Here is a 14,085-nt window from a genome sequence, read left to right on the forward strand (position 1 = left end):
GCGCCGATTGGTCCCATGAATTGCGATCGTTCGGCGTCCTAACCAGCAAGGGCAGGAGAGAGACAGGAGATGCTCAAGCAGCACCGCAGAGCGCTGGCCTGGCTGGTCGCGCTCGCCTGCATCGCAGGAGCGGTCATCGCGCTGTTCGATATCGAGACACCGCTGCGCCCGTTCCTGATCTCCTTGTTCCTCCTGGTCGTGCCAGGGGCGGCAGTGGTGGGACTGTTGCGTGATCGTGACCCCCTTGCCGCACTCTCCGTAGGAGCAGCAGCGAGCCTTGTGCTCAACGTACTGCTCGCCCAGGCCATGCTGCTCTTCAACGCGTGGTCGCCCCGGGCCGGTGTCGCGACGGTCGCCGTGCTCGGTGGGTTCATGTACGTGCTTCGGGTGTTGTACCGGGGGAAGAGCATGCAGACCGAACAGGGGGCCAGGGCAAGGTGAACATCCAGGTAGTCCGGCCCAGAGAACTCGGCGACTCCGAGCGCGCGCGCTGGCGCGAGCTGCAGAAGGCCGATCCGAGTCTGGACAACCCGTTTCTGTCGGTCGAATTCGCCGTGGCGATGGATCGTTTGCGCGACTACGTGAGGGTGGCGGTCATCTCCGACGGAGGCCGCATCGTCGGGTTCTTCCCGTACGAGCGGCACAGCTTCGGCATCGGCAAACCCCTCGGCGGCTTCCTCACCACCTGCCACGGCCTGATCTCGGTCCCCGACCTCAAGCTCGACGCCAAGGCCCTGCTGCGGGCCTGCAAGCTCAGCGTGTTCGACTTCGACCACCTCGTGGCCGGCCAGCCGACGTTCGCCGCGTACGAGGCCGACGTCAGGCCCGCGCCCGTGATGGACTTCACCACCGGCTTCGACGCCTGGCTGGAGCAGGTCAAGTCCAACTCGCCCAAGAACCTCAAGACGGTCAGGTACAAGGAACGCAAGCTCGGCAGGGAGCACGGCGAGCTGCGCCTGGAGTGGGCCTCGCCCGACCCCGAGGTGCTGCGCACCCTGCTGGCGTGGAAGTCCGACCAGTATCGAAGAACCGGCCGGGTGGACAGATTCGCCCAGCCGTGGATCGTCGAGCTGACCGACATGATGCATGCCGAGAACTCATCGGACTTCGCGGGTGTGCTGACCATGCTTTATGCCGGTGACGTGCCGGTGGCCGGGCATTTCGGCCTCCGTACGGCGACCACGCTTGTAGGGTGGTTCCCCGCCTACGACACCGAGTTCGGCCGCTATTCGCCGGGCATCGTGCACCATCTCCAGATGGCCGAGGCCGCCGCGAACGCGGGGCTGCACATGGTGGACATGGGCAAGGGCGGCAAGGAGTACAAGGACTGGCTCAAGAGCGGCGTCCTGTACGTCGCGGAAGGCCGCATCTCGCGGCCGTCGCCGTCGGCGGCGGTCCACTGGATGGGCCGAACTCCTTTCAACAAGGCCCGAACAATTGTCATGGATCGGCCGTCTCTTTATAGGGCGGCCGACCGTGTGCTCAAGGGCTTCGGTCGGGTGCGCACCTCGATGCAACATCAGGAGCCATCCAATGCGGTAAGTCAGGAACCAACGGGAGCACGTTAGACCGCTCCCGGGCAAGACCCCCCGGCACAGCACCAACACCCTCACTCCACTGGATCCACCGATGCATCGTTCGCCGGTTTCACCGTTCCCGCAGCACCCGGGAAGGGTCCGTGCCCGGCGCGTGATGCGGGGTCCCGGAAGGAATTCCCTCGCTATGAGTCCCGAGATAACCAAGCACAACGGCAAGGTCCACTCCGCACCCCTGCGGTCGATGCCTCCGCCCTCCAGCTTCACGCCGGTCACTCCGCACCTGGCCATCTCCCCGACGGTCAGCGTGGTCGTGCCGGCGATGAACGAAGCCGAGAACCTGCCTCATGTGTTCGCCACCATCCCGCAGTGGGTGGACGAGATCGTGCTCGTCGACGGCAATTCCGTCGACGACACCGTGGCCGTCGCCAAGCGGCTGCGGCCCAACGTCAAAGTGGTGACCCAGAAGGGCAAGGGCAAGGGCGACGCCCTCGCCGCCGGTTTCGACGCGTGCACCAGCGACATCATCGTGATGATCGACGCCGACGGCTCCACCGACGGCCGCGAGATCATCAACTTCGTGGGCGCGCTGGTGACGGGCGCCGACTTCGTCAAGGGCTCGCGCTACGCCGCCGGCGGCGGCAGCGACGACCTGACGCTCAACCGCCGCCTCGGCAACAAGATCCTCACGGGGATCGTCAACGTGATGTACCGCACCCAGTACACCGACCTCTGCTATGGCTACAACGCGTTCTGGGCGCGCCACCTGGACGTGCTCGACCTCGACTGCGACGGCTTCGAGGTGGAGACCCTGATGAACGTGCGGGCCGCCAAGGCCGGGCTGAAGGTGCACGAGGTGCCGAGCCACGAGCGCAACCGCATCCACGGCGAGAGCAACCTGCACGTCGTACGGGACGGCTTCCGCGTGCTCAAGACCATCCTGAAGGAGTGGCGTCGCCAGCCCGCTCCCCCTCAGCCCGAGCCCACCGCCACTCCCGCCGCTGACCGAGGCGTCGCTTAAAAAAGGATCTCTGTGAACACGTCTGTTGTCATCTGCGTCTACACCGAGGAGCGGTGGGAGGACATCAGGCAGGCAGTCGAGTCGGTCGAGAACCAGACGCGCCCGGCACACGAGCTGATCCTGGTGGTCGATCACAACCCCGACCTGCATCTCAAGCTCAAGCGCGAGTACCCGCAGGCCATCGTGGTGGAGAACACGCACGAGCAGGGGTTGTCCGGTGGCAAGAACACCGGGGTGGCCACGGCCAACGGTGAGCTCGTCGCGTTCCTCGACGACGACGCCGTCGCCGATCCGGGGTGGCTGGAGGCTTTGGAGGAGGGCTTCCAGGAACCCGGTGTCGTGGGCGTGGGCGGCCGCACCGACCCCTTGTGGGCGTCGGGGCGGCGGCCCTCGTGGTTCCCGTACGAGTTCGACTGGACGGTCGGCTGCACCTACCGCGGCATGCCCGCGGTCAGGGCGCCGATCCGCAACGTCATGGGCGGCAACGCCGCCTTCCTGCGCGACGCGGTGTCCGAGGTGGGCGGTTTCCACAGCGGCATCGGCCGCAGCGTGCAGGGGCGCAAGTCGCGCCCGCTGGGGTGCGAGGAGACCGAGTTCTGCATCAGGCTCTCGCAGCGCAAGCCGGGCTCGGTCATGCTCTTCGAGCCGCGCGCGGTGATCGGGCACAAGGTGTCCAGGCAGCGTGAGCGGTTCGCGTACTTCAGGTCCAGGTGTTACGCGGAAGGGCTGTCGAAGGCGCTGGTGACCCGCGAGGTCGGCACCCAGGACGGGCTGTCGAGCGAGCGGGCGCACGCCATGAAGACGCTGCCGCTCGGCGCGCTGCGCGGGGTCGGCGAGGCCCTGCGCGGCGACCTGGGCGGGCTCGGCAGGGCCGCCGCCATCGTCATCGGGCTGGCCTGGACGACCTGGGGTTACGTCGTCGGTTCCGCACGGCTGAAGGTGGCCCAAGAGGGGGCACGGTCATGACCCGCGTACCGATTCTGATGTACCACTCGGTCACCGACACGCCCAACGACGACACCAGGCCGCACGCCGTGCGGCCGTCCGACCTGGCCGAGCAGCTCGCCTACCTGAAGGAGAGCGGCTTCACCCCGCTCACCCTGGGCGACCTGGTGGCCGCGCTCAACAAGAACAACGGCCGCTCGATGCCGGACAAGCCGATCGTGGTGACGTTCGACGACGGGTACGCCGACTTCCACAGCCACGCGCTGCCGCTGCTGGACCGCTACAACTTCCCGGCCACGGTCTTCCTGACCAGCGGCTGGGTCTCCGACGCGGGCAACGAGGCCGCGGGCCGGCCCCTGGACGACATGCTGTCCTGGGGCCAGGCCCGTGAGGCCGCCCAGACCGGCATCGAGATCGGCGGCCACAGCCACAGCCATCCGCAGCTCGACCAGCTCCGCATCGAGGACCTGCGGCAGGAGCTGCGCAAGAACAAGGGCCTGCTGGAGGAGAAGATCGGCGCGCCGGTCGCCACCATGGCCTACCCGTACGGGTACTCCAGCGCCCGCGTACGCCGTGAAGTGCGCAAAGCCGGATACTTCGCCGCTTGCGCCGTGAGCAACACGATCGCCGCCGATCGTCACGACATGCTCGCCATCCCCCGGTTGACGGTCGGCAAGGGCACGACCATCAACATGTTCAAGCGCGCCGTCGAAGGCACCGCCGTACCCCTCATCTACCTGCGCGAGCGCATCCTCACCAAGGGGTACGCGGTCGTGCGCAGGACGAGGTACGGGCTGCAGCGGGTGCGCGGAAATGTCTAGGGTCTGGGCGAGAGTCCTCACCGACCTGCGTAACCCGTTGTTCCGGCAGGGCTACGCGCTGATGGCCAACACGGTCATCACCGGCGTGCTCGGCATGGGCTACTGGCTGCTCGCCGCCCACTTCTACACGCCCGAGGAGTTCGGCCGCGGCCAGGCGGTGATCACCGCGATGCGGCTGTTCGCCTCGCTGACGGCGCTGGGCTTCGTGGGCGCGCTGGCCCGCTTCCTGCCGATCGCCGGCCGCCGCACGCCCGAGCTGATCCTGCGCGGGTACGGCCTGGCCGCCGCCACCGGCGGGGTCGCCGCGCTCGGCTTCCTGCTGACGCTGCCGTTGTGGGGCAAGACGTACTCGGTGCTCGCCGGGTTCGGGCCCGGCCTGTTCTTCCTGGCGTCCGTGGTGGTGTGGGCGGTCTTCACGCTCCAGGACGTCGTGCTGACCGGGCTGCGCAGGGCGCCGTTCGTGCCGCTGAACAACCTGGTCTTCGGCCTGGTCAAGATGGGCCTGCTGGTGGCGCTGGCCGGGGCGCTGCCCTCCGGCGGGATCTTCGTCTCGTGGGTCATCCCGACCGCGCTGGCGCTGATCCCGGTGCAGTGGCTGATCTTCGGCGTGGTCGTACGCCGGCACGTCCGCGAGTCGGACCCCGTGAAGGAGCCGCCCAGGCTGCGCGAGGTCGGCCGCTTCCTGGCCGGCGACTTCCCCGGCACGCTGTCCATCCTGGCCATCGTCTACCTGGTGCCCGTGGTGGTGGCGACGCAGGTGGGCGAGGCCACGTTCGGCCGCTTCTCGATGGCGCACACGCTGGCCAGCATGATCGAGCTGCTGGCCATGAACATGGCGGTGTCGCTGACCGTCGAAGGCTCCTTCGACCGGGCCGCGCTGGCGGAGAACTGCCGGCGGGCGCTGCGGCGGGCGTTCATGATCGTGGTGCCGATCATCACGGTCGCGGTGCTGGGTGCGCCGCTGATCCTGCGCATCTTCGGCTCCGAGTTCGCCGATGAGGGCACGTTGCTGCTGCGCCTGATGGCGCTGGCGGTGCTGCCCCGGGTGCTGATCGAGGTGTACCTGAGTGCGCTGCGCGCGCAGAGCCAGGCGCGGACGCTGGCCATCGTGCAGATCGGGCTCGCCGTTCTGGTGCTGGTGTCCACGTTGCTGCTTTTCCCGTACTTCGGGGTGAACGCGGTCGGGTACGGTCTGCTGTTCAGCGAGGTGCTCGTCGCACTTGTGATCTTTGGAAATCTTCGCAAGATTCTCAAAGTGGACGAAACTGGCCGGTCGCCTGTCACCCAGGGGTCGTCCGGGGCCGCATGATGGTCAACGTGAGGCAACGGGACGGCGATGGCAAGACCACGGGGACCACTTCCCCGGACGTTCGTGGTGACAAGGAGGAGTCGGACGTGCCCTTCGATCCGGACGCTACGGGAGTCATCCCGAAGCTGACGTTCGAGCCCCCGTCCGGCAAGGGCGCGAACGCGGCCGAGGAGGCCCCGAAGGGCGCCGAGACCGAGGGCACCGAGACCGAGGGCACCGAGGAGAAGGGCTCCACGGACAGGGGCTCTACGGACGAGGACGCTGCGGACAAGGGCGCTGCGGACGAGGGCGGCGCCGACGCGGAGACGACCACGGCCATCCGGCTCCCCCTCCCTCCGCCCGCCCCTGACACCACCTACACCGACACCGCCGACACCGACACCGCCGACACGAACCCGGCCGGCGTCAAACCCCCGGTCGTCGCGGAGCCCCCGAAGCCGCCCGCCTCCGGTGCGGGTGAGGAGGTCGGGGGGACGCAGCCCATGAAGGTGCAGCCCGCCACACCACCGAAGCCCGCCGACGCGCCCAAGCCCGCGGACGTGCCCAAGCCCTCTGACGCGCCCAGCACGACGAGCGCCACGACCGAAGGCGGCCCTTCCGACGTGCCGCCCGCCGGAGGGGCGGCTGTGCCGTCCGGCGGCGCGCCGGCAGCCTCCCAGGCACCTGCTGGGGCGCGGACTCTGGCGGACCTCGTGCAGCCGATGACCGTCCCTGGGCCGCCCGGTGGCGGGGTGGCGGTGCAGAGCCCGCCGGTCAGCAGTCCGCCGCTTCCTCAGCAGGCGCCCTACGGCGGGCCCCAGCGGCAGCAGGCGCCCAAGAAGGGGATCGGGGCGCGGCTGGGGGCGCTGGTCGCCAGCGCGCCCAAGTGGCTGCCCGTCCTGCTGGTCCTTGAGGGCCTGGTCATGTACGTCCTTGCGCTCAAGGTGCCCCCTGGGCCTTGGCGTGGGGTCGATCCCGCCGACATCGACGGGCTCGGACTGATCTCGGCGTTGCCGGCGACGGCGTTCATCGCCATCCTGATCATGCTCGTGTCGTTCTTCGTCACGGTCTCCCAGAGCACCGACCGCAAGTTCCTGCTGCTGTTCCAGATCGCCGCCATCACGTTCGCCCTGCACGGCGCGGGCGCGCTGGTGGCCGATGAGCCGCGCTTCCCCACGGCGTACATCCACGCCGGTTTCGTGGAGTTCATCGGCAGGACCGGCGAGACCGCGATCAACATCGACGCCCGCATGGGCTGGCCGGGCTTCTTCGCGCTGTTCGCCTTCGTGACGAAGGCGGCCGGCATCAGCGACATGACGACGATCCTGCAGTGGACGCCGCTGCTGTCGAACCTGCTCTACCTGCTGCCGTTCGTGCTGATCCTGCGCCAGGTGGTGGCGACGACGCGGGCCAGGTGGTTCGCGGCGCTGCTGTTCGTGCTGGTGCAGTGGATCGGCCAGGACTACTTCTCCCCGCAGGGCTTCACGTTCGCCCTCTATCTGGCGTTCGTGGCGATCCTGCTGCGCTGGTTCGGCCGGGTGGAGCAGCGGACGAAGCCGGTGCCGCCCAAGGGCCTGCGCAAGTGGATCGGCAAGCTGGACGCGATGACGCCGGGCGAGCTGGCCAACACCGGCACGTTCCGCGCCGACAAGCTGCTGATGCTGATGATGCTCATCGCGCTGTTCCTGGCGTCGGTGGCCTCGCATCAGATCACGCCGTTCATGATGCTGGGCGTGGTGACGGCGTTCCTGCTGTTCAAGCGGACGACGCTGACGTGGGCGCTGCCGTTCTTCCTCGGCCTGATCGTGCTGGCCTGGATCAGCTACATGACGGTCGGCTTCTGGGCCAGCCAGATCGACACGATCTTCGGCGGCCTCGGCAACATCCTGCAGAACCTGCGCAGCAACACCGGCGACCGCATCGAGGGCACGGACCCGGCGCACGCGATGGTGCTGCAGGCCCGTCTCGGCATCCTCGCGGTGATCCTGGCCTGCGCGGCGGCCGGGTTGTTCCGCCGGCTGCGGCGCGGGGTGTTCGACCGCTCCGCGCTGATCCTGCTCTGCGTGCCGGTGCTGGCGCTCGGCCTGCAGAGCTACGGCGGCGAGATCGGGCTGCGCATCTACATGTTCGCGCTGCCGGGCGCGTGCCTGCTGGCCGCGTACGCGTTCTTCCCGAACCTGCCGGCCGACAGCGCGGACGTACGCGAGGAGACGGTGCCGCTGCGCAGGCGGAACGTGCGCTTCGACCCGCAGCTCACCAAGCGGATCTCGCTGGTGCTGGCGGCCTGCTTCGCGGTGGTGTTCGCGATGGCCTTCCTGCTGGCCAGGTACGGCAACGAGAAGTTCGAGCGGGTCACCACCGGCGAGGTGGCGGCGCTGCACTACGTCTACGACCACGACAAGCCGAGCGCCCGCGTGCTCTACCTGGTGCCGAAGGAGGGCCCCGAGGTCACGCCGACGCTGCCGTGGGGCGAGCGGGACATCGAGCGGGTGAGCTTCTCCGAGCAGGCGCTGGTGTTCAAGGACCCGTCCAAGATCGATAACGCGGTGGCGAAGCTGAAGAGCGCGCCGCGTAACTCGTACCTGATGGTGAGCCGGGGCCAGGTGAGCTACCTGCAGCTCAACGAGGGCTTCCCGGCCGACTGGGGCGAACGGTTCCGCGCGGCCCTGGACAGGTCACCCGACGTCAAGCGGGTCTACGCCAACCAGGACGCGGCCCTCTACACGTGGAAGAAGTTCGTCAGAGGCACGGAGATCCCGGAGCCGAACCCGTACGAGGGCAGGGGCGACCCGACCTCGCCGTGGACGCCGGTGGGCATCGCCGCGCTGGCCGTGACGTGGGTGGCGCTCTTCAGCTACGAGATCATCCGCCTCAACGGCCCGAACCGGGCGCCGCGGGCCCGCAGACGCCTGCTGTTCCTGGCCGTGCCGGCGTTCGCGGTCGCGCTGGCGGTGATCGTGGAGAGATTCCTCTACATCGCGGCGAACAACTGAGCGGCGTAGTACCTGAGGGGTACGTTCCTGGTCCACTCCGTGGCGTGACGACGATGACGGGAGGCGCTTCGTAGCTTCGGCTGCATGCGCTTCCCGTTTCGCCGCAGCCTGCTCATCGCGTCTCTGGCGGTCTCCTTAGCGGCCCCGCTGTCCGGTGCCGAGGTTCCCGCTCCCGAGCCCGTCCAGCCGCCTTCAGGGCTGTCCGAGGCCCGTTACGCCGCCGTCCGGCAGGGCATCGTGGCGGCCGAGCGGACGGCGGCCGCGCACGGGCACCGGCGCCGTGCGGAGGTGCTGCGGGCGATGGCCGATCCCGCGCGGCGGTTCCTGTTCTTCGACGGGCGGGACGGCGGCAGGGCGGCGGAGGTGTTCGGCGATCCGGCCACGGCAGAGCGGGTCGCGGTCCTGGTGCCGGGCTCCGACACGAGCCTCGACCGGTACGGGCGGCTGCGTTCCGGCGCTTCCGCCCTGCATGAGGAGCTGGGCGGGCGGGCGGCGGTGGTCGCGTGGCTGGGGTACCGGACGCCCGGCACGTACGAGGCCGCTCTGCTCACCCCCGACCGGGCCGACGCGGCGGCGCCTGCCCTGCGGGCCCTGGTGGACGAGCTGGGGCCTGCCCGGGTCTCGCTGCTGTGCCACTCGTACGGCGCCGTGGTGTGCGGGCGGGCCGCGCCTGATCTGGGCGGGGTGGCGAGCATCGTCCTGTTCGGTGCTCCCGGCACCGGCACCGCCGGCCCGCTGCGCACCCAGGCCCCGGTGTGGGCGGCCAGGGCCGGCGGCGACTGGATCGCGCGCGTGCCGCACGCCCGGTTCGAGCTGCCGTTCGTCACGCTGGGCCTGGGACTCGACCCGGTCGATCCGGCGGCCGGGACGCGCGTCTTCCCCGCCGGGGACGGCGGGCACAGCGACTACCTGCGGCCCGGCTCCCCGGCGCTGCGCGCCATCGCGCGGATCGTCTCCGGCGATGCGTGAGCTCCTCGAGCGCGTCGAGCGCGCCACCCCGGCGGACCGGGACCGGGCGGTGGACGGGCTGCGCGCACTCGCCATCGGCGGCGTGGTGCTCGGCCACTGGATGGTGACGGCCCTGGTCGCCGACTCCGGCACGCTGCGCGGCGCGAGCCCGCTGAGGGCGCTGCCGCAGCTGGCGCCGGTGTCCTGGCTGTTCCAGACGCTGTCGGTGTTCTTCCTGGTGGGCGGGCTGGTGGCGGCGCGCGGCCGGGCCCGCTCCGCCGAGCGCTACCGCGTGTGGCTCGGCCTGCGGCTGGCGCGCCTGTTCGGGCCGGTCGTCACCGTGGTCGCCGTGTGGACGGTGGCCGCCGTGACCATGCTGGCCTCTGGCGTCTCCCTGAACGTCGTGCTCACCCTGGCCAGGCTGGTCTGGTCGCCGCTGTGGTTCCTGCTGGTCTTCGCGGCACTCACGGCCCTGACCCCCCTGGTCACCAAGTCGGTCTCGGCCAGGACCGCCACGGCACCGGCCCGGCAGACCCCCGCCCCGACCACGTCGGCATCGGCGCGGCGGGCGCCCGCCGTCACCGTGGCGGCGCTGGTGGTCGTGGTCGCGCTGGTCGATCTGGGCCGGTTCTGGGCGGGTGGGCCTGGGTGGCTCGGGTGGGTGAACGTGGTGGCGGGGTGGTTGGTGCCGTACTGCCTCGGGGCGTCCTGGGCGGGTGGGATGCCGTCCCGGCGTACGGGGTGGGTGCTGTTGCTGGGCGGCATCGGCGGCACCGCTGCCCTCGTGCTCGCCGCCGGTTATCCGGCCTCGATGGTGGGTGTGCCGGGGGCGGCGGTGTCCAACCTCGATCCGCCCACGCTGGCCGTCGTCATGTTCGGGCTGGCGCAGTGCGGGGCGGCGCGGCTGCTGGCCGATCCGTTACGCCGGGCGCTGCGCCGCCCCCTGGCCTGGGCCGCCGTAGCCGTGGTGAACGTGCACGCGATCACGATCTTCCTGTGGCACCAGACCGCGATGATCGCCGTGACGGCGCTCGGCCTGCTGTCCGGCCGGGTGCTGCCCGGCCTGCACACCGCCCCTGAGTCGGCGGCCTGGGTGGCAGCCAGGCCGGCCTGGCTGCCGGCGTTCGGGGCGGTGCTGGTGGCGTGCTGCGCGCTCGCGGGGGTCAGGCGCCGCCGCGCCCCGACCACTTGATCTCGTACGGCCGCAGGCTGACCTGACGCCCGTCCACGGTGGCCGTGACGCTCCGGTCGCTGGTGTTGACCATGACGAGCTGCTGTTCCTGCCCGATCGCCTTGACCTTCGGGTCGGACGAGCTCACCGCCTCGGCCTTCACCCCGGCGGGGAACCACCGGGTGAAGCCGCTGAGCAGCCCCGCCATCGGCATCTCACCGCCGACCTTGGGCGCCCATAGGCAGCCGGGGCACTCGCCCTCGCCGTCCTGCTGGGGGTTCCAGTAGAGGGCGGTGGTGACGCCGCTCTTGACGAACTCCATCAGCGCGCTCGCCTGCACGGCCGTGCGCTTGTCCTCGCTCCACCCGGAGTTCTCCGGCTCGACGTACCACTCGGCCCACCACACGGGCTTGTCGCCGCTCTTCTGCCGCAGCCAGGTGGTGATCGCGCTGAACTTGGCCTGCGCGCTGAAGTCGTCGGGCACGTTGCCCTTGTCGCCGGTCATCGAGGCGCCGTCGACCACGATGAAGTCGGCGCCCTTGTTGTGCTCGATCCAGTATTGGATGGCGTCGAGCGCCCGCTGGTCGACGGTGCCCCAGGGCCCGGTCAGCTCCGACGGCCCGGTGCCCGACAGGGTGCCGATCGGCACGTAGGGCCCGCCGACCTTGATCTCGGGATCGACCTTCTTCAGCGCGTCGTAGACCTTGTTGTACAGCTCGGTGTAGCCCTCGGCGTCCCAGCGGTTGGTGTCGGCGTTCCAGAAGCCCTTGAACTCGTTCCAGACCATGTAGTGCTTGACCGTCGGGTACTGCTTGGCCACCCGCGCGGCGAGGTTGGCGAAGTCGTCGAAGTGCTCCTTCTTGGGCGCGACCGTGTGGTTCTTGCTCCAGTCGGTGCGGCCGGCCTGCCCGCCCTTCATCCAGTCGGGGGCGCAGCACAGCGTGATGATCGGCATCGCTCGCGAGGACGCCATGAACGTCAGCCGCCGGTCGAGGTCGCGGAAGTTGAACTGTCCCGGGCTCGGCTCGGGGTTGCCCACGCCCCAGCCCATGATGTGCTGGTTCTGCAGCATGGGGACCCGGCCGAGCACGCCTTTCGCCTGCTCGGCGACGTGCTCCGGCTCGTTGTCGGCGCTGAACTGGGTGTGGGTGACGCCCCAGCGCGGCCACTTGTCGAACGCGGGCGGCGCTTCCAGCGTGGGGGCGGGCTGGGTGGGCACGGACGTGGCGACGTCGCTGCCCTTGAACTCGCTGCGGGTCTGAGTGCGGATGGCGGCGTAGATCATGATGCCCGCCACCAGCACGACCGCGAGCGCGCCCGCCCCGAGCGCGATCGGCCACGGCGATCGCCTGCGCGCGTGTCGGCCGTCGGTCGGAATCACTGAACGCTCCTCATCCTCGCGAGATGGTAGGGGGAACAACGAACCTACAAGGTCCGGAAAGTGACGAGGGCCGGGCAGCGTGCCCGGCCCTCCTCACGGTAGTGGTCCCGCTTGCGAGGCGCTTGCCGTTGATCCGGACTCGTCAGCCGACGTTCGGTGGGCGCTGCCCGGTGACGGGTCCCGGCACGCCGGCGTACCGGTACGGCACGGGCTGCCGGCCCGGCTGCACGACGAGGAGGGTGCCTGGGGTGTCGGCGTAGAAGGCGCTCTCGACGGCGGCGGCGACGTCGTCGGCCGTGAGCAGGGGGAAGCCGGCGTTGGCGAACAGCTCGCGCGCGTCGGCCACGAGCGGCGTGTCGGTGAAGCCGGGGCAGACCGCGCCGATGCGGATGTTCTGGGCGGCCAGCGGCTCGGCCAGCGCCCTGACCAGGCCCACCACCGCGTGCTTGGTCATCGTGTAGACGGGGTCGCCGGCGAAGCCCACGAGCCCGGCCAGCGAGGCGGTGACCACGATGGCGCCGCCGCCCGAGCGGACGAGCAGCGGCACGCCGGCCCGCACGCCGAACACCACGCCGTCCACGTTGACCCCGACCACCTTGCGGTACCGCTCGGCGTCGAAGTCCGCGAAGTCCACTTTGCCGGTGATGCCGGCGTTGAGGTGCACGAGGTCGAGCCGGCCGTAGCGGCGCTCGGCCAGCGCGATGGCCTCAAGCGACGCCTCCTCCTGGCTGACGTCGGCGGCCAGCCAGGCGCCGTCGACCTCCTTGGCCAGCCGCTCCACGCCCTCGGCGTCGAGGTCGACCAGGACGCAGCGGGCGCCGCCCGACGCCAGGCGCCGCGCGACGGCGGCCCCGATGCCGCTCGCCGCTCCGGTGATCAGTGCAACAGTGCTCATGACGCTCCTTGCCTGGGGAGTCGAGGCGCTCAGTGCTGGTCGAGCATGCGATGGGCGCGCGAGATCAACGTGGGCACGGCCGCGCCGATGCGGTCGAAGCCCTCTCCAACGGTCTTACCCTGACGGAAGCGCGCGTGGATACCCTCCACGATGACGGCGAGCTTGAAATTGCCGAACGCCACATAGAACCCCAGATCGGATATCTCGCGACCCGACACCTTGGCGTAGTGTGCGGCGAACTCCGCCGCGTTCATGAACCCCGGCGCCACCGTCACGTCACCGGCCACGGGGATGCGCGCCCGCTCCTCGTCGTCCCTGTCATGCCAGTACGTCAGCGTGAGCCCCAGATCGGCCAAGGGGTCACCGAGCGTGGACATCTCCCAGTCGACCACCGCCGCGATCTCCAGGTCGCCGAGCCGCAGCAGCGTGTTGTCCAGCCGGTAGTCGCCGTGGACCAGCGTGCCGGGCGCCTCGGCGGGCAGCCGCGCGCGCAGCCGCTCGACCAGGCGGTAGTAGTCGGGCAGGTCGGCCGTCTTCGAGCGCTCCCACTGCTGGCACCAGCGGTCGAGCTGCCTGGCCAGGTAGCCCTCCGGCCGCCCGAAGTCGCCGAGGCCGACCTCCCTGTAGTCGACGGCGTGGATGGCGGCGAGCACCTCGGCCAGCCGCTCCGACAGCCGCTGGACGCGCCCGGGCGCCGGGTCGCCGAGCTCGTGGCGGGTGCGTACGGCGGCGCCCTCGACGTACCCCATGAGGTAGAACGGCGCCCCGATCACGTCCTCGTCGGCGCAGAACGCGACCGGCTCCGGCACCGGGACGGGCGTCGGCGCGAGCGCCGAGATGACCCGCCACTCGCGGCGCATGTCGTGGGCGGTGGGGAGCACGTGACCGAGGGGCGGCCGGCGCAGCACCAGCCGGCGTCCCGGGGCCTCGACGAGGTAGGTGAGATTGGACCTGCCGCCCGAGATGAGCGAGACGGAGCCGGGCTCGCCGGCGTCGGGCACGTTCCGGCCCATCCAGGCGACCAGACGGGGGTGGTCGATGCCGGGCACGGTCCCAGATGCGGTCATGAACACACATTAGAACGTCA

The 14,085-nt window shown here is 70.2% G+C and carries 12 protein-coding genes; 9 read left to right on the top strand and 3 right to left on the bottom strand.

Annotated features, from left to right (window positions below):
* Nucleotides 1-69: 69 nt before the first annotated feature.
* The 9 genes from ABZW11_RS18975 (at nucleotide 70) to ABZW11_RS19015 (ending at nucleotide 10,743) form a co-directional block, all read left to right on the top strand.
* Nucleotides 70-441 (top strand): hypothetical protein, encoded by a 372-nt coding sequence (locus ABZW11_RS18975; RefSeq protein WP_355418680.1) that lies wholly within the window; start codon nucleotides 70-72, stop codon nucleotides 439-441.
* On the top strand, nucleotides 438-1,568 hold the full coding sequence (locus ABZW11_RS18980; RefSeq protein WP_355418682.1) for a GNAT family N-acetyltransferase: 1,131 nt from the start codon (nucleotides 438-440) through the stop codon (nucleotides 1,566-1,568). The genes ABZW11_RS18975 and ABZW11_RS18980 overlap by 4 nt, the downstream gene beginning before the upstream one ends.
* Before the next feature lie 154 nt (nucleotides 1,569-1,722).
* Nucleotides 1,723-2,556: a glycosyltransferase family 2 protein gene (locus ABZW11_RS18985; RefSeq protein ID WP_355418684.1), complete on the top strand. Its 834-nt coding sequence runs from the start codon at nucleotides 1,723-1,725 to the stop codon at nucleotides 2,554-2,556.
* A gap of 12 nt (nucleotides 2,557-2,568) precedes the next feature.
* A complete protein-coding gene (locus ABZW11_RS18990) occupies nucleotides 2,569-3,522 on the top strand; it encodes a glycosyltransferase family 2 protein (protein WP_355418686.1) in 954 nt (317 codons plus the stop codon).
* Nucleotides 3,519-4,322 carry a polysaccharide deacetylase family protein gene (locus ABZW11_RS18995; RefSeq protein ID WP_355418688.1) on the top strand — a complete coding sequence of 268 codons (804 nt, stop codon included), beginning with the start codon at nucleotides 3,519-3,521 and terminating at the stop codon, nucleotides 4,320-4,322. The genes ABZW11_RS18990 and ABZW11_RS18995 overlap by 4 nt, the downstream gene beginning before the upstream one ends.
* Nucleotides 4,315-5,631: a polysaccharide biosynthesis C-terminal domain-containing protein gene (locus ABZW11_RS19000; protein ID WP_355418690.1), complete on the top strand. Its 1,317-nt coding sequence runs from the start codon at nucleotides 4,315-4,317 to the stop codon at nucleotides 5,629-5,631. The genes ABZW11_RS18995 and ABZW11_RS19000 overlap by 8 nt, the downstream gene beginning before the upstream one ends.
* An 86-nt stretch (nucleotides 5,632-5,717) precedes the next feature.
* Nucleotides 5,718-8,603, top strand: coding sequence for a hypothetical protein (locus tag ABZW11_RS19005; protein WP_355418692.1), 2,886 nt, complete (start codon nucleotides 5,718-5,720; stop codon nucleotides 8,601-8,603).
* A gap of 84 nt (nucleotides 8,604-8,687) precedes the next feature.
* Entirely contained in the window at nucleotides 8,688-9,572 is an 885-nt protein-coding gene (locus ABZW11_RS19010) for an alpha/beta hydrolase (RefSeq protein WP_355418694.1), read from the top strand.
* Nucleotides 9,565-10,743, top strand: coding sequence for an acyltransferase (locus ABZW11_RS19015; RefSeq protein WP_355418696.1), 1,179 nt, complete (start codon nucleotides 9,565-9,567; stop codon nucleotides 10,741-10,743). Before ABZW11_RS19010 ends, ABZW11_RS19015 begins: the two co-directional genes overlap by 8 nt.
* On the opposite strand, the gene ABZW11_RS19020 is transcribed toward ABZW11_RS19015, so the two are convergent.
* From ABZW11_RS19020 to ABZW11_RS19030, 3 genes are all read right to left on the bottom strand, one after another.
* Nucleotides 10,715-12,103, bottom strand: coding sequence for a xylan 1,4-beta-xylosidase (locus ABZW11_RS19020; RefSeq protein ID WP_355418698.1), 1,389 nt, complete (start codon nucleotides 12,101-12,103; stop codon nucleotides 10,715-10,717). The two genes, ABZW11_RS19015 and ABZW11_RS19020, sit on opposite strands and share 29 nt — an antisense overlap.
* A gap of 142 nt (nucleotides 12,104-12,245) precedes the next feature.
* Nucleotides 12,246-12,998, bottom strand: coding sequence for an SDR family NAD(P)-dependent oxidoreductase (locus tag ABZW11_RS19025; protein ID WP_355418700.1), 753 nt, complete (start codon nucleotides 12,996-12,998; stop codon nucleotides 12,246-12,248).
* Between the two features lie 29 nt (nucleotides 12,999-13,027).
* A complete protein-coding gene (locus tag ABZW11_RS19030) occupies nucleotides 13,028-14,065 on the bottom strand; it encodes a phosphotransferase family protein (protein ID WP_355418702.1) in 1,038 nt (345 codons plus the stop codon).
* Between the last annotated feature and the right edge of the window lie 20 nt (nucleotides 14,066-14,085).

The sequence above is a fragment of the Nonomuraea sp. NPDC004580 genome, from assembly GCF_040609855.1.
GTDB classification, from domain to species: domain Bacteria; phylum Actinomycetota; class Actinomycetes; order Streptosporangiales; family Streptosporangiaceae; genus Nonomuraea; species Nonomuraea salmonea.

Coding starts and splice junctions, on each gene's coding strand:
- ABZW11_RS18995 (WP_355418688.1), top strand. CDS start 3,519: ATGACCCGCGTACCGATTCTGATGTACCACTCGGTCACCGACACGCCC.
- ABZW11_RS19025 (WP_355418700.1), bottom strand. CDS start 12,998: ATGAGCACTGTTGCACTGATCACCGGAGCGGCGAGCGGCATCGGGGCC.
- ABZW11_RS19010 (WP_355418694.1), top strand. CDS start 8,688: ATGCGCTTCCCGTTTCGCCGCAGCCTGCTCATCGCGTCTCTGGCGGTC.
- ABZW11_RS19030 (WP_355418702.1), bottom strand. CDS start 14,065: ATGACCGCATCTGGGACCGTGCCCGGCATCGACCACCCCCGTCTGGTC.
- ABZW11_RS18975 (WP_355418680.1), top strand. CDS start 70: ATGCTCAAGCAGCACCGCAGAGCGCTGGCCTGGCTGGTCGCGCTCGCC.
- ABZW11_RS19015 (WP_355418696.1), top strand. CDS start 9,565: ATGCGTGAGCTCCTCGAGCGCGTCGAGCGCGCCACCCCGGCGGACCGG.
- ABZW11_RS19000 (WP_355418690.1), top strand. CDS start 4,315: ATGTCTAGGGTCTGGGCGAGAGTCCTCACCGACCTGCGTAACCCGTTG.
- ABZW11_RS18985 (WP_355418684.1), top strand. CDS start 1,723: ATGAGTCCCGAGATAACCAAGCACAACGGCAAGGTCCACTCCGCACCC.